The 18,483-nt window shown below is 60.1% G+C and carries 18 protein-coding genes; 9 read left to right on the top strand and 9 right to left on the bottom strand.

The window, feature by feature from the left end; genetic code table 11:
- Positions 1-46: 46 nt before the first annotated feature.
- The 5 genes from PVE98_RS06395 (at position 47) to sanA (ending at position 4,839) form a co-directional block, all read left to right on the top strand.
- Positions 47-436 carry a CidA/LrgA family protein gene (locus PVE98_RS06395; protein ID WP_096073489.1) on the top strand — a complete coding sequence of 130 codons (390 nt, stop codon included), beginning with the start codon at positions 47-49 and terminating at the stop codon, positions 434-436.
- Positions 429-1,121 (top strand): CidB/LrgB family autolysis modulator, encoded by a 693-nt coding sequence (locus tag PVE98_RS06390; RefSeq protein WP_096073490.1) that lies wholly within the window; start codon positions 429-431, stop codon positions 1,119-1,121. Before PVE98_RS06395 ends, PVE98_RS06390 begins: the two co-directional genes overlap by 8 nt.
- Before the next feature lie 119 nt (positions 1,122-1,240).
- A complete protein-coding gene (cdd, locus tag PVE98_RS06385) occupies positions 1,241-2,131 on the top strand; it encodes a cytidine deaminase (protein ID WP_096073491.1) in 891 nt (296 codons plus the stop codon).
- Between the two features lie 155 nt (positions 2,132-2,286).
- Positions 2,287-3,984 (top strand): NAD-dependent malic enzyme, encoded by a 1,698-nt coding sequence (locus PVE98_RS06380; protein ID WP_048780743.1) that lies wholly within the window; start codon positions 2,287-2,289, stop codon positions 3,982-3,984.
- Between the two features lie 135 nt (positions 3,985-4,119).
- Positions 4,120-4,839, top strand: coding sequence for an outer membrane permeability protein SanA (gene sanA / locus PVE98_RS06375; RefSeq protein WP_048780744.1), 720 nt, complete (start codon positions 4,120-4,122; stop codon positions 4,837-4,839).
- A 299-nt stretch (positions 4,840-5,138) separates the two neighbouring features.
- On the opposite strand, the gene mglC is transcribed toward sanA, so the two are convergent.
- The 4 genes from mglC to galS form a co-directional block, all read right to left on the bottom strand.
- A complete protein-coding gene (mglC, locus tag PVE98_RS06370) occupies positions 5,139-6,149 on the bottom strand; it encodes a galactose/methyl galactoside ABC transporter permease MglC (RefSeq protein ID WP_033750298.1) in 1,011 nt (336 codons plus the stop codon).
- A 19-nt stretch (positions 6,150-6,168) separates the two neighbouring features.
- Positions 6,169-7,689 carry a galactose/methyl galactoside ABC transporter ATP-binding protein MglA gene (gene mglA / locus PVE98_RS06365; protein WP_048780745.1) on the bottom strand — a complete coding sequence of 507 codons (1,521 nt, stop codon included), beginning with the start codon at positions 7,687-7,689 and terminating at the stop codon, positions 6,169-6,171.
- A 69-nt stretch (positions 7,690-7,758) separates the two neighbouring features.
- Positions 7,759-8,754: a galactose/glucose ABC transporter substrate-binding protein MglB gene (gene mglB, locus PVE98_RS06360; RefSeq protein WP_033750304.1), complete on the bottom strand. Its 996-nt coding sequence runs from the start codon at positions 8,752-8,754 to the stop codon at positions 7,759-7,761.
- A 314-nt stretch (positions 8,755-9,068) separates the two neighbouring features.
- The gene (gene galS, locus PVE98_RS06355) at positions 9,069-10,109 is read right to left on the bottom strand and encodes an HTH-type transcriptional regulator GalS (RefSeq protein ID WP_033750307.1); all 1,041 of its coding nucleotides are present in this window, start codon (positions 10,107-10,109) and stop codon (positions 9,069-9,071) included.
- Between galS and PVE98_RS06350 the strand changes: the two genes are divergently transcribed.
- Positions 10,108-10,263: a hypothetical protein gene (locus tag PVE98_RS06350; protein WP_187143654.1), complete on the top strand. Its 156-nt coding sequence runs from the start codon at positions 10,108-10,110 to the stop codon at positions 10,261-10,263. The genes galS and PVE98_RS06350 overlap by 2 nt on opposite strands.
- Here the strand turns inward: PVE98_RS06350 and yeiB are convergent.
- The 3 genes from yeiB to PVE98_RS06335 all read right to left on the bottom strand — a co-directional run bounded on the left by yeiB (position 10,256) and on the right by PVE98_RS06335 (position 13,402).
- Positions 10,256-11,416: a DUF418 domain-containing protein YeiB gene (gene yeiB, locus PVE98_RS06345; RefSeq protein ID WP_096073492.1), complete on the bottom strand. Its 1,161-nt coding sequence runs from the start codon at positions 11,414-11,416 to the stop codon at positions 10,256-10,258. The two genes, PVE98_RS06350 and yeiB, sit on opposite strands and share 8 nt — an antisense overlap.
- A gap of 67 nt (positions 11,417-11,483) precedes the next feature.
- A complete protein-coding gene (gene folE / locus PVE98_RS06340) occupies positions 11,484-12,149 on the bottom strand; it encodes a GTP cyclohydrolase I FolE (RefSeq protein ID WP_033750312.1) in 666 nt (221 codons plus the stop codon).
- A gap of 122 nt (positions 12,150-12,271) precedes the next feature.
- Positions 12,272-13,402: a YbfB/YjiJ family MFS transporter gene (locus PVE98_RS06335; RefSeq protein ID WP_096073493.1), complete on the bottom strand. Its 1,131-nt coding sequence runs from the start codon at positions 13,400-13,402 to the stop codon at positions 12,272-12,274.
- A 104-nt stretch (positions 13,403-13,506) separates the two neighbouring features.
- On the opposite strand from PVE98_RS06335, the gene ptrR reads away from it, so the two are divergent.
- The 3 genes from ptrR to fghA all read left to right on the top strand — a co-directional run bounded on the left by ptrR (position 13,507) and on the right by fghA (position 16,486).
- Positions 13,507-14,418, top strand: coding sequence for a putrescine utilization regulator PtrR (ptrR, locus tag PVE98_RS06330; RefSeq protein ID WP_033750317.1), 912 nt, complete (start codon positions 13,507-13,509; stop codon positions 14,416-14,418).
- 88 nt (positions 14,419-14,506) lie between these two features.
- Positions 14,507-15,631: an S-(hydroxymethyl)glutathione dehydrogenase/class III alcohol dehydrogenase gene (locus tag PVE98_RS06325; protein ID WP_033750320.1), complete on the top strand. Its 1,125-nt coding sequence runs from the start codon at positions 14,507-14,509 to the stop codon at positions 15,629-15,631.
- Between the two features lie 12 nt (positions 15,632-15,643).
- Complete coding sequence (gene fghA / locus PVE98_RS06320; RefSeq protein WP_033750323.1) at positions 15,644-16,486, top strand: S-formylglutathione hydrolase; 843 nt, start codon at positions 15,644-15,646, stop codon at positions 16,484-16,486.
- A gap of 31 nt (positions 16,487-16,517) precedes the next feature.
- Here the strand turns inward: fghA and PVE98_RS06315 are convergent, their stop codons facing one another.
- Both PVE98_RS06315 and PVE98_RS06310 read right to left on the bottom strand, forming a co-directional pair.
- The gene (locus PVE98_RS06315) at positions 16,518-17,306 is read right to left on the bottom strand and encodes an ABC transporter ATP-binding protein (RefSeq protein ID WP_096073494.1); all 789 of its coding nucleotides are present in this window, start codon (positions 17,304-17,306) and stop codon (positions 16,518-16,520) included.
- The gene (locus tag PVE98_RS06310) at positions 17,303-18,361 is read right to left on the bottom strand and encodes an iron ABC transporter permease (RefSeq protein WP_033750328.1); all 1,059 of its coding nucleotides are present in this window, start codon (positions 18,359-18,361) and stop codon (positions 17,303-17,305) included. The genes PVE98_RS06315 and PVE98_RS06310 overlap by 4 nt, the downstream gene beginning before the upstream one ends.
- Positions 18,362-18,483 lie beyond the last annotated feature (122 nt).

The raw sequence follows: 18,483 nt of genomic DNA, 5'->3' as shown, positions 1-18,483 counted from the left end.
ATCCCATGTCGCGTATGATGTTGTGCAGTGAAAACAGGAGCCTGCTATGCCCACTGTGCTGTCTCTGTGCTGGCGCTACGTGCGCGCCTTCGTCATCATCTATCTCTGCCTCTATGCGGGCAACGCCCTCTCCTTGCTGCTGCCTATCACCATTCCCGGCAGCATCCTCGGCATGCTGACGCTGTTCGCCCTGCTGGCGACGCAAATCCTGCCCGTCGACTGGGTCAAACCTGGCTGCCACCTGCTGATCCGCTATATGGCGCTGCTGTTTGTGCCCATCAGCGTCGGCATCATCAACTACACCGACGTGCTCAGCGCGCAGTTCGGTCCGATCGTGGTCTCTATCGTGGTCAGCACCTTTCTGGTGTTAACAATTGTCGGCTGGAGCGCCCATAAAATTCATACGCGCAGCGTGCAGGAGAAGCCCAGTGAGTGACATCTGGTGGTCGCTGCCGCTCAGCGTTGGCGCCTTTATGCTGGCGCGTCGCCTGGCGGCGAAGCTGAAAATCTCGCTGCTTAATCCGCTGCTGGTGGCGATGGCGATCATTATCCCGCTGCTGCTGGTGCTGCACATCCCCTACGCGCGCTATTTCGCCGGCAGCCAGATCCTCAATCAGCTGCTGCAGCCGGCGGTGGTTGCGCTGGCGCTGCCGCTCTATGAGCAGATGCATCAAATCCGCGCGCGCTGGAAATCGCTGATCGGCGTCTGCTTTATCGGCAGCCTGACCGCGATGGTCTCCGGCACCGCTATCGCACTGTGGATGGGCGCGACGCCGGAAATCGCCGCTACCATTCTGCCGAAATCGGTGACCACGCCCATTGCGATGGCGGTCTCCGCCTCGCTGCACGGCATCCCCGCTATCAGCGCCATCTGCGTGCTGATCGCCGGCGTGCTCGGCGCGGTCTTCGGCCATATGGTGCTGAACCTGCTGGGGATAAAAACCCGTGCGGCGCGCGGACTGGCGATAGGCAACGCGTCGCACGCGCTCGGCACGGCGCGCGCGGCGGAGGTGGATTACCAGGAAGGCGCGTTCAGCTCGCTGGCGCTGGTGCTGTGCGGCATTATCACCTCGCTGCTGGCGCCCTTTATTTTTCCGGTGCTGCTGCATGCGTTCGGGTAAAACTTTGCGATAGATCTCGCAAAGTTGAAACGATGCAAATCTGTTGCATTGTCAGAGCGATACAGATCACATATAACCCCTCTGGCGGCAATGGGCCGCCCGATATTAACGAGGCTATCATGCATCCACGTTTCACCTCCGCCTTCGACGCGCTGCCCGCTGCTCTGCAAAGCGCGCTGCGTCCGATTCTTGACGACGCGCAGTTTCAGGCGGCGCTGACGCCGGAGCAGGTCGCATCGCTGATGCAGCAGACCCAGCTGGATGCCGATGCGCTGGCGCTGTCGCTGCTGCCGCTGGCGGCGGCCTGCGCGGTCGCGCCGGTCTCGCGCTTCAACGTCGGCGCCGTGGCGCGCGGCGTCAGCGGGTGCTGGTATTTCGGTGCCAATATGGAGTTTGCGGGCGTGGCGATGCAGCAAACGGTCCATGCCGAGCAGAGCGCTATCGCGCACGCCTGGCTGCGCGGCGAGCAGCGCCTTGAGGCGGTCACGGTCAACTACACGCCGTGCGGCCACTGCCGCCAGTTTATGAACGAACTCAACAGCGGCACCGATCTGCGTATCAGCCTGCCCGGCCGCGGCGTCAGCACCCTGGCGGACTACCTGCCGGACGCCTTCGGTCCGCGCGATCTGAACATCACTACCCTGCTGCTGGATAAAGTGGATCACGGCTATCAGGGGGAAGGCGACGCGCTCGCCCAGGCGGCCATCGCCGCCGCCAACCAGAGCCATGCGCCCTACAGCGGCTCGCACTGCGGCATTGCGCTGCGCACCGCGAGCGGCGCGACGGTTACCGGACGCTACGCCGAGAACGCCGCTTTCAACCCGAGCCTGCCGCCGCTACAGGCCGCGCTGATCCTGCTTAATATGCAGGGCGAAGCCTGCGAAAACATCAAGGCCGCCGCGCTGGCCGAAGTGGAAAACGCCACGCTGGATCAGTTCGCCGCGACGCAGGCGACCCTGGCCGCGCTCGGATGCGAACAGCTGACGCGCGTTACGCTGCGCCAGGGCTGAGGCACAGAACACGCTTTCCAACACTTACGATATCTTTTATTTACAAAAGCTGTACATCGGCGAGAAATTTCATAGGATCGTGCGCCAGCAACACAAAAAAAGAACGACTGGCGTCTGAGCTTTGCCAGACAACACCGCAACCGGAGCATCAATTCATGGAACATGAGTACGAAAGTAAGCGTCCGCTGTACATCCCCTACGCTGGCCCGATCCTGCTGGAATTTCCCCTACTGAATAAAGGCAGCGCCTTCTCGCTGGAAGAGCGCAACGAATTTAACCTCAATGGCCTGCTGCCTGAAGCGGTCGAGAGTATTGAAGAGCAGGCAGAGCGCGCCTGGCGTCAGTTCCAGGACTTTAAAAACAATAACGATAAGCACGTCTACCTGCGCAACATTCAGGACACCAACGAAACCCTTTTCTATCGCCTGCTCGACAACCATCTCGAAGAGATGATGCCGATTATTTATACCCCGACCGTCGGCGCGGCCTGCGAACACTTCTCCGAAATTTACCGCCGCGCGCGCGGCGTCTTCATCTCCTATCCGAATCGCGCCCATATCGAAGACATGCTGCAGAACGCCACCAAGCAGAACGTGAAGGTGATTGTGGTCACCGACGGCGAGCGCATTCTCGGCCTTGGCGATTTGGGCATCGGCGGCATGGGCATTCCCATCGGCAAGCTGTCGCTCTATACCGCCTGCGGCGGCATTTCGCCGGCCTATACGCTGCCGGTCGTGCTGGACGCCGGCACCAACAATCAGCAGCTGCTTAACGATCCGCTCTATATGGGCTGGCGTCATCCGCGCATCACCGGCGAAGAGTACGACGCCTTCGTTAACGACTTTATCCAGGCGGTAAAACGCCGCTGGCCGAACGTGCTGCTGCAGTTTGAAGACTTCGCGCAGAAAAACGCCATGCCGCTGCTGCAGCGCTATCGCGACGAGATCTGCTGCTTCAACGACGATATTCAGGGCACCGCCGCCGTGACCGTCGGCACGCTGATCGCCGCCAGCCGCGCCGCAGGCAGCCGCCTGTGCGAGCAGAAAGTGGTGTTCCTCGGCGCAGGCTCCGCCGGATGCGGCATCGCCGAACAAATTATCGCGCAGATGAAATCGGAAGGTCTGAGCGACGAAGAGGCGCGCGCCCGCGTGCTGATGGTCGACCGCTTCGGTCTGTTGACCGACAAGCTGCCGAACCTGCTCGATTTCCAGAGCAAGCTGGTGCAGAAGAGCGAGAACCTGAAAACGTGGGACACCGCCAGCGATTCTATCTCGCTGCTGGACGTGGTGCGCAACGCCCGTCCCGATATTCTGATCGGCGTCTCCGGCCAGCCGGGTCTGTTTACCGAAGAGATTATCCGCGAGATGCATAAGCACTGCGCGCGTCCTATCGTAATGCCGCTGTCGAACCCGACATCGCGCGTAGAGGCGACGCCAGCGGATATTATCGCGTGGACCGACGGCGCGGCGCTGGTCGCGACCGGCAGCCCCTTCTCGCCGGTGAGCTGGAAAGGCAAAATCTACCCGATCGCGCAGTGCAATAACTCCTATATTTTCCCGGGCATTGGTCTGGGCGTGATTGCCGCCGGCGCGACGCGCGTCACCGACTCGATGCTGATGACGGCAAGCCGCGCGCTGGCCGACTGTTCGCCGCTGGTGAACGAAGGCGAAGGTCCGGTGCTGCCGGAGATCAAAGATATTCAGGGCGTGTCGAAAATCATCGCCATGGAAGTGGGCAAAGCCGCGCAGCTGGCGGGCGTCGCGGTGGTCACGTCGGAAGATGTGCTGTCGCAGGCGGTCGCCAGCAATTTCTGGCTGCCGCAGTATCGTCACTATCGTCGTACCTCTATCTGACAACCGGTCGCCGGGCCGTTTCAGGCCCGGCTGCCGCGCAAAAATCCATCAGCCAACCGGCGGCGCCTTGCTTCGTAACCGGTCCTCAAGTAGCCTTGATGCACCGATTTTTCCTGACCCCGAGCGCTCACGCGTATGTTGAAACGCGTTTTTATTGGTCTTTTATTCATCATCTTACTGGTGGTGGCGATCGCGCTCGGCCTGGATCGCTGGATCAGCTGGAAAACCGCGCCCTATATTTATGAAGATGTCGCCTCGCTGCCGCATCGTCAGGTTGGCGTGGTGCTGGGCACCGCCAAGTATTACCGCACCGGCGTCTACAATCAGTATTATCTCTATCGCATTCAGGGCGCGCTGAACGCCTATAACAGCGGCAAGGTCAATTATCTGCTGCTGAGCGGCGACAACGCCATGAGCAGCTACAACGAACCTATGACCATGCGCCGCGATCTGATCAAAGCCGGCGTCGATCCGCAGGATATTGTGCTGGACTACGCCGGTTTCCGCACGCTTGACTCTATCGTGCGCACGCGCAAGGTGTTCGACACCAACGACTTTATTATCATTACCCAGCGCTTCCACTGCGAGCGCGCCCTGTTTATCGCCCTGCATATGGGGATTCAGGCGCAGTGCTACGCGGTGCCGTCGCCGAAGAATATGCTTAGCGTCCGCTTCCGCGAGGTAGGCGCGCGCCTTGGCGCGCTGGCCGATCTCTACGTGATGAAGCGCGAGCCGCGCTTCCTCGGCCCGCTGGTGCCGATCCCGGCGGTGCATGAGGTGCCGGAAGATGCGCAGAGCTATCCGGCAGTAACGCCGGAGCAGCTGCTGGAAAGCGAGCAGAAAGCGCGGAAATAGAAAGAGCTCCTTGCCGTTTCATTCAGGCGGCTCAGAAGCCGGCCAGGTGGGCGACAGGGGCTGTGGAGCAAAGCGTCCCGCGCCAGTGACAAAAACGCCGGGAGCGTTTTTGAACAACGCCCCGCGTTGGCCCGGTACGGGCGCACCTCAGGGACGAGGTGCGTGTCCGCGCGGGCCGAGATGCCTTGAGCGACTTTGCGGAACAGCCCCTGTCGCCCGCGCCGCTTCTGACACACAAGGGGCACCCGCAAACAAAAAGAGCGACCCGAAGGTCGCTCTTTTTCAACATACTTTTGCTCTTACTTCTTACGCGAGTACTTCAGCGAATCCAGCGCCACGGCGAAGATAATGATGCCGCCCTTGATAATGTATTGCCAGTAAGGGTTCACGCCGATATAGGTCAGACCGTAGTTGATCACGGTAAAGATGAGCACGCCGGTCACTACGCCCGCCACCGTTCCTACGCCGCCGGCAAAAGAAACGCCGCCTACCACGCACGCCGCAATGGCGTCCAGCTCATACATAAAGCCGAGGTTGTTGGTGGCGCTGCCGATACGGCCCGCTTCCAGCATGCCGCCGAAGGCGTAAAACACGCCGGAAAGCGCATAGATCAGAATCAGGTTAAGGTTGACGTTAACGCCAGACACTTTCGCCGCTTCCGGGTTGCCGCCGATAGCAAAAATGTTCTTGCCGAAACGGGTCTTGTTCCACAGGATCCAGATGAAAATGATGGCGGCAATCGCGTAGAAGGTAATATAAGAGAGCTTAAAGTCGCCAAAGCGCAGGAAGCCCTGAGCGAACTTCGAGAAGCCGCTGTCAAACCCGGCAATGGGCGACGCGCCGACGAAATCGTAATAGAGCGAGTTGATGCCGTAGACGATAATCATGGTGCCGAGCGTGGTAATAAACGGCGTCACCTTGAGGTAGGCGATGATCAGGCCATTCACCAGGCCGATCAGGCCGCCAATAACGCACACCACCAGAATCACCACCGGAATCGGCACGGTATCCAGCGTTGGAAACACCTTATTGGCGTTATCCATCGCCTGCAGCAGCGTCGCCGCCACCACCGCCGCCAGCCCCACCTGACGACCGGCCGACAGGTCAGTGCCCTGCGTAACGATCAGCCCCGCCACGCCCAGCGCGATAATAATACGCACCGAGGACTGGGTGAGAATATTACTCAGGTTCATCAGGCTTAAAAATGTCGGATCCTGGAAAATAATAATAGCCAGCAAAACCAGCAGAACGACATAAATGCCGCCCTCTTTCAGCCAGGTTAGCGCATTCTTTTTAGTAGTCGCTTTCATGTTAACAGCCCTTGCTTCATTAAAGGTGTAATGACGCTAAACGCAATATTTCGTTCTGCGTGGTTGTCTTGGTATCTACGATGCCCGCTACCTGACCGTTGCTCATCACCAGAATACGATCGGTGATGCCCAACAGCTCCGGCATTTCGGAAGAGATAATAATGATGCCCTTCTCTTTCTTCGCCAGTTCGGAAATCAGCTGGTAAATTTCGAACTTCGCGCCGACGTCAATGCCGCGCGTCGGTTCGTCGAGCATCAATATTTCAGGCTGGGTCAGTAACCAGCGGCCGATAATCACCTTTTGCTGGTTGCCGCCCGAAAGCGATCCAATTTGCGTATGGTGGCCCGGCGTTTTTACGCGCATGGCGTCGATAACCCACTGGGTATCGCTTTTCATCCGCTTGTTATCAAGCAGCCCGATATTGTTTTTATACTTCTTGATATTGGAGATTAACGAGTTAAACCCGATATCGAGAAAGGCATAAATACCGGTCGAGCGGCGCTCTTCCGTCACCAGCGCGAAACCGTGGTTAATCGCTTCGTTGGCGCTGTGGTTATTAATCGGCTTGCCGTGCAGCTTAATGGTGCCGCTTACCTTCTCGCGGATCCCAAACAGGGTTTCAACGATATCGGTACGCTTGGCGCCCACCAGCCCGGCGATGCCCAGAATCTCCCCTTTGCGCAAATCGAACGACACGTCGCGAATCGACGGCTGACGCAGCGACGTTAAATGGCGCACCTCAAGAATGGTTTCGCCCGGCACGTTGCTTTTGTCAGGAAAGCGCTGGTTCAGGGAGCGGCCGACCATCATGGAGATGATCTTATCCATATCCAGCCCTTCCAGCGGCTGGGTGGCGATCCACTGGCCGTCGCGCAAGATCGTAATCTCGTCGCACAGCTGGAAAATCTCTTCCATCTTGTGCGAGATATAAACAATGCCGCAGCCGCGATCTTTCAGCTTGCGAATAATGGTGAACAGATGGTTCACCTCTTTCTCGGTCAGCGAAGAGGTCGGCTCGTCCATGATGACGATTTTGGCGTCATAGGAGAACGCCTTGGCGATTTCGATCATCTGCATTTGCGACACAGAGAGCGTCGCTACTTTGTCGCGCGGATCGATATCGATATCCAGCTCGTCGAAAATCGCTTTGGTATCGCGATACATTTTGTCCTGATCGACGAACGGCCCTTTTTGCGGATAGCGGCCCAGCCACATATTGTCCATGACGGTGCGCTGTAAAACCAGGTTCAGCTCCTGATGCACCATCGAAACGCCGTTTTCCAGCGCCTCTTTCGAACTTTTAAAATCGATTTCCTCACCCTGAAACAGGATGCTCCCCGTATCTTTTTTATAAATACCAAACAGGCATTTCAATAATGTCGATTTACCGGCGCCGTTTTCACCCATCAATGCATGAACGGAGTGAGGCCGCACTTTTAAATTCACATTATCTAAGGCTTTAACCCCTGGAAATGATTTAGAGACGTTCGTCATTTCCAGCAGATATTCACGCTGCGCGGTCGGATTATCACTGGCCATAATTTACCTGGCTAAAAAAAGCGTTGGTCACGTGAAAACAGGGCGCGGCTCAGCCGCGCCCGGACAGGATTACTTCTGGAACTGAGACAGGTTCTCTTTATCGACCGGCACGTAAGGCACGCGGACGATCTTATCGGTGATTTTATAGCTGGTGCCCTCGGTCGCGGCTTTGCCGTCCGCCAGGTTTTTCGCCATATCCAGCGTCGCCTTCGCCTGGTTTTCCGCATCGTTCAGCACGGTGCCCGCCAGCGCGCCCGACTTAACCAGCGCCAGGGCTTCCGGCAGCGCATCGACGCCGAACACCGGAATTGAGGTCTTGTTATGCGCTTTCAGCGCTTCGACAGCGCCCATCGCCATGGCGTCGTTGTTGGCGATCACCACTTCGATTTTGTTGGCGTTCGGGCCGGAGAGCCACGCATCCATCTTGTCTTTCGCCTGAGCGGTATCCCACATCGCGGTATCCATCGCCAGCTGCTGGGTCTTGATGCCGTCCTGATTCAGGGTATCGATAACGTATTTGGTGCGCGCTTCAGCATCCGGATGGCCCGGTTCGCCTTTCAGCAGCACGAACTGAATCTGACCATCTTTGTTCAGGTCCCAGTTCGGCGAGGCTTTCCAGTGCTTCTCAATCAGTTTGCCCTGAATAATGCCGGACTCTTTAGAGTCGGTGCCGACATAGTAGGCTTTGTCGTAGCTGGCCAGCACTTTCGCGTTCGGCTCTTTGTTGAAGAACACCACCGGCACGTCGTTGCCGCGCGCTTTGTCGATCACCACGGCCGCCGCGGCCGGATCCACCAGGTTAATCGCCAGCGCCTTCACGCCTTTCGCCATCAGCACGTCGATCTGGTCGTTCTGTTTGGACTGGTCGTTCTGCGAGTCATTCATCAGCAGCTGGACGCCGCCGAGGTTTTTAGCCTCTTTCTCGATGTCCTTACGAACCATCGACATAAAGTTGTCGTCATACTTATAGATGGTCACGCCGATACGCGTGTCCGCTGCGTGTGCCGTTGCGCCGAACATCATGCTGGCAACCAAAGCTGTGAGCGTGAAAACCTTCTTATTCATGGTATCTCCGGTTTTTTGCAGGGTAGTACTGGCTCAGACGCGTCAGGCGCGCATGAGCTTTCGGTAAAATAAGATTCGGCGAGCCGCAAAGAGGCGAGTGAAATCGCGCTGCCCCGCTGAATCGCCGTCCAGAAACCTGACTTCCATGTGCGACAACGCATCCTGAAGATGTGATGAACCTTTTCAACGGGTTGCTGAAACCACGCCTGCTGCGGTTAGTGCGGCGTTACATAATGTTTCAGTCCGGTAAGACGCTGCCATCATAGTGAGCGGCATGTTAATTAACTGTGAATACAATCACAGATTGAAAACGGTTACATGGCGCTATCGCCTGAATTAGTGACCGACTCCACATTTTGCCGCTGCGCCACAGAATGACGACGCACCAGCGTCGGCATAAAGATGTGCTGCGCGCTGACGTCCAGCTGGCCCGCCGCGCCGCTCAGCGCCAGCTCGGTGGCGAGTTTAGCCATAGAAACAATGGGATAGCGCACCGTAGTGAGTTGAGGATCGGTGTAACGCGACATCGGAATATCATCGAAGCCGATGACAGAGAAATGCTGCGGCACCTGAATGCCATTATCTTTCAGCGCAGTAAGCGCGCCGGCTGCCATGCCGTCGTTGTAGGCGAAAATAGCGCTGAGATGCACGTTGCGTCCCAGCAGTTCCACCATCGCCGCCTCGCCGCCCTGCATATCGGGCTCGGCGCTGGCGATCCAGCTCTCCTGCGGCCGAATCCCCTGCTCCGCCAGCGCCTGCTCCCAGCCTTCGCGCCGCTGCTGCACATCTTCGATGTCATGGCTGGAGCAGAGATAGCCGATGCGGCCGTGTCCCTGCTGCAGCAGCATGCGGGTCGCCATCAGCGCGCCCGCCACGTTATCCAGGCTGACGCAGCGATGGGCGAAGCCCGGCACGATGCGGTTGACCATCACCATGCCCGGCACCTGCTGCATAAACGAGGCGAGCTCTTCGTCTGAAAGCGTTTTCGCGTGCACCACCAGCGCGTTGCAGCGCTGACGGATCAGCACCTCAATCGCATGGCGCTCTTTATCTTCCTGATGCCAGGAGTTGCTGATCAGCACATGTTTGTGCAGGCGCTGCGCCACGGTATCCACCGCTTTCACCAGCGCGCCGAAGAAGGGATCGGAGACGTCCATCACCACGACGCCGATGGTGTCGCTGATCTGCGTTGCCAGCGCCTGCGCGTTGGCGTTGGGCCGGTAGCCCAGCGAATCCACCGCCTGCAGCACCGCGTCGCGCGTCTCCGCGGTAACGGCGCTGCTGTTATTCAGCACGCGCGAGACGGTCGCCACCGACACGCCAGCCAGACGGGCAACATCACGAATCGTTATCATGCAGCTGTTCCACAGAGGAAAAAAAGGCATCACGCCAGGAAGTAATCCGGCGCTATTCTGGCAGGCGCGGCGCGGCAGCAGCGTGAATCACGTCACACTCATGAAAACGGTTACATACAATTATGTAACCTTTGTGATGAACATCATTATCTGAATGAGGAGCGATGCGGCGTTTTGCCAGCCGCCAGCCGCGTCAGGCGACGCCATAGCCATTCGAGCGGGCCCTGAGGAAAAAAGCGCAGCCAGATCACCGAGAAGAGAATATTGACCAGCCAGACAGCCGGCACAAACGCCAGCAGCTGCAGCCGATCGAAACGCATAAAGAGATCGAAGCGGTAGAACAGCGTGGTGCAGATCAGCGTTTGCAGCAGATAGTTGCTCAGCGCCATGCGGCCGACGCACTGAATCGCCGAAGTGAGGCGCCAGCGCGCCAGCTGCGGCCAGTAGCCGAGGATCAGCGCGGCATAGCCGAGACTGATAAAGGGGCTGGCGAGATCGCGCGGCACCTGCAGGTAGAAGCCGCTCCAGCGAAACGACCAGTGCAGCATCCACTGCGACGCCACCCCAGACAGGGCGATGACATAGCCGACGGCCAGCAGAAGCGCGGCGCAGCGCCGGTAGTGGCGCAGGCTAAATTCGCCGGTCAGCCAGCCGCAGCGCAGCAGCGCGGCGCCCATCATCATCAGCCCGGCCAGTTGCCAGCCATACTGCGCCGCCAGCGCCATCAGGCTGGAGGAGAGATGGTCGAGGCGGTTCTGCACCGCTTCCCAGCCGCCGGCCAGCTTCCAGAAGCGTTCATACTCCAGGTCGGCCGCGCCGGGCAGCCACGAGCGGCTCGGTTCGGGATCGGAGATGGAGCCGAAGATCAGCAGCACGCCGCAGCCCACCAAATAGAGCAGCGCGCCGGTATGAAACAGGCTGCGCGTCGAAGGCGCGTCGCGCAGCATACGCCAGACGATAAGGCCGATAATGGCGTAATCGAGCAGGATATCCCCTTCCCACATCGCCACGGCGTGAAACAGGCCGATAAGCGCCAGCAGCGTCAGGCGCGCCGACAGCCAGCGGCCGCCGCGCGGCAGCTGAAGCTGCAGGCCCGCGCCAAACAGCAGCGCGAACAGGGTGAGGAATTTCAGCTGCGCCAGCATGTCGAGCACTGCCCAGGTCCAGACCTCGTCGGTTGCGGGATCGCCGCGCCAGGCGGGATTAAGGTAGGCGGCGGAAGGTAAGGCGAAGCCGACCATATTGAGCAACAAAATGCCGAGGATGGCGCAGCCGCGAATGAAATCCAGCGCATGATAACGTTGCATAGCGATCCCTGTTGGCGTGAAGCACCGCCGCCTGATAGCAGGCGGCGGCTAAGGCGGTGGGTAACCTTTAAATATGACGCACCGCGCGCAGGAACTCCTGACGGGTATTCTGGCTCGACTTAAACAGGCCGCCCAGCGAGGTGGTGGTGGTGGCGCTGGTGGCGTCTTTCACCCCGCGCGCTTTCACGCAGTAGTGTACCGCATCGATAGAGACCGCGACGTTGTTAGTGCCGAGCAGCGTTTGCAGCGCTACCAGCACCTGCTGAGTCAGACGCTCCTGCACCTGCGGGCGCTGGGCGAAGAACTGCACGATGCGGTTAATCTTCGACAGGCCGATCACCTTCTCTTTCGGAATATAGGCCACGGTGGCTTTGCCGTCGATAATCACGAAGTGGTGCTCGCAGGTGCTGGTCAGTGTGATATCGCGCACCGTCACCATCTCATCCACTTTCATCTTGTTTTCGATGACGGTGATCTTGGGGAAGTTAGCATAATCCAGACCGGAAAAGACCTCATCCACATACATTTTGGCGATGCGATGCGGCGTCTCCATCAGGCTGTCATCCTCAAGATCCAGATTCAGCAGCTGCATGACCTCGGTCATGTGGCCGGCGATCAGGCGCTTACGGGTTTCATCATCCATTTCACGCGTCGGCGCGCGTAACGGCGTTTCCAGGCCTCGCGCCAGCAGCGCTTCGTGGACCAGGATAGCTTCCTGACTAAGGGTGCTCATCGTACTCATCTCCGCAGGTGTAACGCCCGCCGGAGAGACCGGCGGGTTCAATTCTGAGCGCGTATTGTGAAGCTTTCCGCTGGGGTAATCCAGTAATCAATCCAATCGGCGATGAAAGCTTTTCACGACGATCGTCGCCATATCAGCAGTCCGGCGGCCGCCAGTCCCAGTCCGGCAATCCACAGCGCCGGCTCCAGCCGATGCAGCAGCGCGGTCGAGAGCGACGACAGCACCGGCCCCACCAGCTGCCCGACGGCGTAGCCGGTGGTCAGCAGCCCCGCCATATAGCGCGTGTGCTGCGGCGCCAGCTCGCGCGCATAGGCCAGCGCCAGCTGCACCACGCAGAGGAAGCCGCCGCCCACCAGCAGCGCGCCGAGCAGCAGGCCGCTAAAGCCGGGCAGCGCCGCCGCCGCCGCCACGCCCAGCGCCTGCGCCCAGAGCACGAAAGCGAGCCGCCGGTTATTGCTGGCGAGGCCGCGCGTCGCAATCCCTAGCGCGATGCCGACTATCGCCGCGCCGCCGAAAATCGGCCAGACGAGCTGGGCGAAAGCGCCGTCGGGAAAGCGCGCCGCCGCCATCTGCGACAGAAAGGTGGCGGGCAGGATATAGCCGAAGCCCGCCAGGCTGTAGCTCAGCACCAGCCGCCGCAGGTCAGCGGTCAGCACCAGCGGATCCGGCGTCTGATCGGGACGATGCAGCTCGCCGACGCGGCGCGGCAAATTGCGCGCGATAGCGGCGATAATCAGCAGCGCCAGCAGGCCGTAGGCAGCCCACGCCAGCGAAGCGGACGCCTGCGACGCATGCAGCTGCACCGCCAGCAGGCCGCTGATGAAAATGCCCGCGCCCGGCCCGGCGAACACCGCCGCCGACAGGCTGGGCCGACCGTAGTGATGCAGCTGCTCGCTGCTCCAGGCCGCCACCAGCACCAGCGCCACGCCGCTCGCCCAGCCGATTAAAAAGCGCACCGCGCCGTGCAGCCAGGGGCCGCTGACGCAGGCGGAGAGCAGCGTCAGGATCACCGCGCCCCAGACGCCCAGCTGCAGGCGCAGCTCGACGCGCCGTCGCGCGCGCATCGCGTCAAAAGAGCCGCACAGATAGCCGAGATAGTTGAGCGCCGCCACCAGACTGGCGCTGGTCAGCGTCAGCTGGCCGTCGTGGATCATTAGCGGCACCTGCGGCGTAAAGGCGAAACGTCCGATGCCCATCACCACCACCAGCGCCAGAAAGGCGCTGAGCGCCACGCGAAAAGCCATATCCCTACTCCTGGGTTTTATTAGTGCTTGCTTATAACATGCCAGCTTATTAAACTCACGAAAACTGAATAATTCACATCAAGTTGTTTACGGGAAGAGAATATATGGATCTTGTCCAGCTACGCATGTTCTGTTCCGTGGCCGAAACCGGTTCGCTGGCGCGTGCCGCGGAACAACTCCATCGCGTCCCATCCAACCTCACCACGCGGCTGCGCCAGCTGGAAGAGGAGATGGGCGTCGATCTGTTTATACGCGAGAAACAGCGCATTCGTCTGTCGCCGATGGGCCACAACTTCCTTAACTATGCGCAGCGCATCCTGGCGCTGAGTGACGAGGCGCTGAGCATGGCGCGCGCGGGCGAACCGGCCGGCAACTTCGCGCTCGGCTCGATGGAGAGCACCGCGGCGACGCGTCTGCCCGGCCTGCTGGCGGCCTATCATCAGCGCTTCCCGAAGGTAGCGCTGTCGCTGATCACCAGCACCTCCGGCGAGATTATCGACAAGGTGCGTGAAGGCACGCTGGCCGCCGCGCTGGTTGACGGTCCGGCACCTTATGACGATCTCAACGGCTGCATCGCCTTTCGCGAAACCCTGACGCTGATCACCAGCCTGGATCATGCGCCGGTGGAGAGCGCGCGCGACGCGCAAAACGACACCCTGTTCGCGTTTCGCAACAGCTGCTCCTATCGCGTGAAGCTGGAAGCCTGGTATCGCGACAGCGGCGTCGCCCCTGGCAGCGTAATGGAGATCCAGTCCTACCACGCGATGATGGCCTGCGTGGCGGGCGGCGCAGGCGTGGCGATGATCCCCGAATCGGTGCTGAAGCAGATGCCTGAGCGCGCCCGCGTGCAGGCGCATCAGCTGCCGGCGGCGTATCGCGATACCGCCACCTGGCTAATGTGGCGTCGCGACGCCTTTACCCCCAACGTCGAAGCGCTGAAATATTTGATTATTGATATGTTCGACGACCGGCCGCAGGACGACCAGCTGCTGCATCCGCTGCAGCTGGCAGAGTAATTGCCGATTACGCGCTATTTTTATTGATATCACGACTCACGGACGCGTCCAGACCGGCGCGTCCCTATCTGACCGCAAGAGGGATTGCATGAACATGATTAAAACCCGCGCCGCCGTTGCCTGGGCTGCTGGCGAACCGCTGAAAATCGAAGAAGTGGATTTGATGCCGCCGCAGAAAGGCGAAGTGCTGGTGCGCATCGTTGCTACCGGCGTATGCCATACCGATGCCTATACCCTGTCCGGCAAAGATCCGGAAGGCGTATTCCCGGCCATCCTCGGTCATGAAGGCGGCGGCGTGGTAGAAGCGGTCGGCGAAGGCGTGACCAGCGTTGAAGTCGGCGATCACGTGATCCCGCTCTACACCCCGGAGTGCGGCAAGTGCAAATTCTGCCTGTCGGGCAAAACCAATCTCTGCCAGGCGATCCGCGCCACCCAAGGCAAAGGCCTGATGCCAGATGGCACCACGCGTTTCTTTAAAGACGGCAAGCCGATTTTCCATTACATGGGCACCTCAACCTTCTCCGAGTACACCGTGGTGCCGGAAATTTCGCTGGCGAAAATCAGCAAAGAGGCGCCGCTGGAAGAAGTTTGTCTGCTGGGCTGCGGCGTGACCACCGGCATGGGCGCGGTAATGAATACCGCCAAAGTGAAAGAAGGCGATACCGTGGCGATTTTCGGCCTCGGCGGCATCGGCCTGTCGGCGATTATCGGCGCGAAGATGGCAAAAGCGGGACGCATCATCGCTATCGACATCAACACCAGCAAATTCGACCTGGCGCGCAAGCTGGGCGCTACCGACCTGGTGAACCCGAAAGATCATGAGAAGCCGATTCAGGAAGTCATCGTCGAGATGACCGACGGCGGCGTCGATTTCTCCTTTGAGTGCATCGGCAACGTCAACGTGATGCGTTCCGCGCTGGAATGCTGTCATAAAGGCTGGGGCGAATCGGTGATTATCGGCGTGGCTGGCGCGGGCGAAGAGATCTCAACCCGTCCGTTCCAGCTGGTGACCGGTCGCGTCTGGCGCGGTTCCGCCTTCGGCGGCGTGAAGGGCCGCTCGCAGCTGCCGGGTATCGTACAGGATTATCTGGACGGCAAATTCGCCCTGAACGACTTTATTACCCACACCATGCCGCTGGAAGAGATCAACGACGCCTTCGATCTGATGCATGAAGGGAAATCGATCCGTTCGGTGGTGCACTTTAACAAGTAATCGGGAGGCGATATGGCATCCACGCTGGAACTGCTGGAAGAACACCGGATGTTCGGCGGCTGGCAGCAACGCTGGCGGCATCAGTCAGTCGCGCTTAACTGCCCGATGACCTTCAGCATTTTTTTGCCCAGTCCGAAAGGCGACACGCCGCCGCCTGCGGTGTGGTTTCTGGCAGGCCTGACCTGCACGGATGAGAACTTCAGCACCAAAGCCGGCGCGCAGCGCGTCGCGGCGGAGCTGGGCCTGGTGCTGATTATGCCGGACACCAGCCCGCGCGGCGAGGCGGTCGCCAACGACGAGGCGTACGATCTCGGCCAGGGCGCGGGGTTTTACCTTAACGCGACCCAGGCGCCCTGGTCGGCGCACTTTCGCATGTTCGACTACCTGAGTCAGGAGCTGCCGGCGCTGGTCGCCGACAACTTCAACATCAGCGAGCGGCAGTCGATTATGGGGCATTCGATGGGCGGCCACGGCGCGCTGATGCTGGCGCTGCGTCTCGGCAACCGCTTTGCGTCGGCGTCGGCCTTTGCGCCTATCGTCAATCCGGGCGAGGTGCCCTGGGGGCAGAAAGCGTTCAGCACCTATCTGGGCGAGGATCGCGCAGCCTGGCGCGAATACGACAGCTGCGCGCTGATGCGCGAGGTGCAGTCGCGCTTGCCGATCCTGATCGATCAGGGCGACAGCGATCAGTTCCTGGCGGATCAGCTGCAGCCGGAGCGGCTGGATGTGGTGGCGAAAGAGGTTGGGTTTCCGCTGACGCTGCGCGTGCAGCCGGGCTATGACCACAGCTACTACTTTATTGCGACCTTCGTCGAGGATCATCTGCGCTTCCATGCGCAGCACTTGCTGGTGTAGGTCGTTCAGGGCCGCGATGCGGCCCTTTTTCTTAAACCAGTTCCGCGCCGACCAGCCCGTCGATCATCACCTGCGGCATTCCCTGCGAACAGTGTTCGATACGCCCTTTCACGCCGTACACCTGCGCCAGCGTCTCCGGCGTAATCACCTGCTCCGGCACGCCGTCCGCTATCAATGCACCTTCTTTCAGCATCAGCGCATGGTGCGCATGCCGTAAGGCGATATTGATATCGTGCACCACCACCACGGTAACGATATTGCGCTGGGCGGTTTCGCGCCGCACCAGATCCATCACGTGAAACTGATAGTTCAGGTCCAGCGCGCTCAGCGGCTCATCCAGCAGCAGCAGCTCCGGGCGACGGATCAGCGACTGCGCCAGACCGACCAGCTGTTTCTGCCCGCCTGAAAGCTGATCGAGATAGCGCATCGCCAGATGCGAAATGCCGAGCTGCTCCAGCAGATACATGACTTCCGCTTCGCTGGCGGCGTTATGCAAACCGCCCGAGGCGCGCTGCGCCACGATAATCGACTCCAGCACGTGCAGATGCACGCCCGCCGGCAGCGACTGCGGCAGATAGACCACGCGCTGGGCGCGGCGCGCGAACGGCTGCTGCATCAGCTCTTCGCCGTTCAGCCACAGCTCGCCCTGCCCTTTGTTCAGCCCGGCCAGCGCGCGCAGCAGCGTCGACTTGCCGCAGCCGTTTGGCCCCAGCAGCACGGTGATCTGGCCGCGCGGCAGCAGCCCCACGCTGAGATCCTCAATGACCTTGCGTTTGGGATAGCCCGCGGTGAAATGTTTTAACGTCAGACCCTGAGTCATACATTCCCCCGATGGCGCAGAATAATGCTCAGGAAGAACGGTACGCCGACCAGCGAGGTGACGATGCCAACCGGAATAATCACGCCGGGAATAAGGTTCTTGGAGGCGACCGACGCCATCGAGAGCACCAGGGCGCCGGTCAGGGCGCTGGCGGGCAGATAGTAGCGGTGATCTTCGCCGAAGATCATGCGGGCGATATGCGGCGCTACCAGCCCGATAAAGCCGATCGGCCCGACAAAGGCGACCGCCAGCGCGGAGAGAATACTGATGCGCAGCAGCGTCGCCAGGCGCAGGCGGCGCACGTCGATGCCGAAGCTGACGGCGCGATCTTCGCCGAGGCGCAGCGCGGTCAGCTTCCAGCTGCTGAGCAGCGAGAACGGCAGCAGCAGCGCGAAGGCCGCGCTCAGCACGCCGAGCTTCTCCCAGGAGGCGCGCGCCAGGCTGCCCATGGTCCAGAACACCAGCCCCTGCAGGGTATCTTCGCTGGCGATAAACTGCATCATCGACACCAGCGCGTTAAAGGTGAACACCAGCGCGATGCCGAACAGCACCACGCCCGAGGTGGAGACCCGCGTCCAGCGCGTGACGCCGTCGAGCATCAGCGCGGCGAACAGCGCGAACACAAAGGCGTTGGCGGAGATCAGCCACTGATCCGGCACGCCGGGAATGCCGATGCCGAGAATAATCGCCAGCGCCGCGCCGAACGCCGCCGCCGAAGAGACGCCGAGGGTAAAGGGACTGGCCAGCGGGTTATTGAGGATGGTTTGCATCTCGGCGCCCGCCAGTCCGAGGCAAAAGCCGACCACGACCGCCATCAGCGCGTAGGGCAAACGAATATCCCAGACGATGACGCGCGTGCCGGCGTCAACCGTGGCGGGATGGAGCAGCGATTGCCAGAGAGTCGGCAACGAGAGGCCGGCCGGGCCAAGGGTAAAGTCCAGCACCAGCGAGGCGATAATCGCCAGCACCAGCACGGCGATCATCAGCATGCGGCGGCGCAATACCTGATGATAGCGGCCCATAGCGCCCTGCGCGGGCAGAGTTGAGTCCGTCATAAAAAGCCTGTTTTAAAGGTTCGGTCGAAAACGCTGCCACAATAGAGCAGATGATAATAATTATCAATTCTTCAACCTAAACAAAACGGCACCTTAACGAAAAAAGCGCGGCCAGGCCGCGC

The organism is Pantoea sp. GABEPS69 (genome assembly GCF_045780835.1).
Lineage (GTDB): Bacteria > Pseudomonadota > Gammaproteobacteria > Enterobacterales > Enterobacteriaceae > Pantoea > Pantoea septica.
The sequence above is the reverse complement of the archived record's forward strand: the minus strand, read 5'-3'. Positions and strand labels throughout refer to the sequence as shown.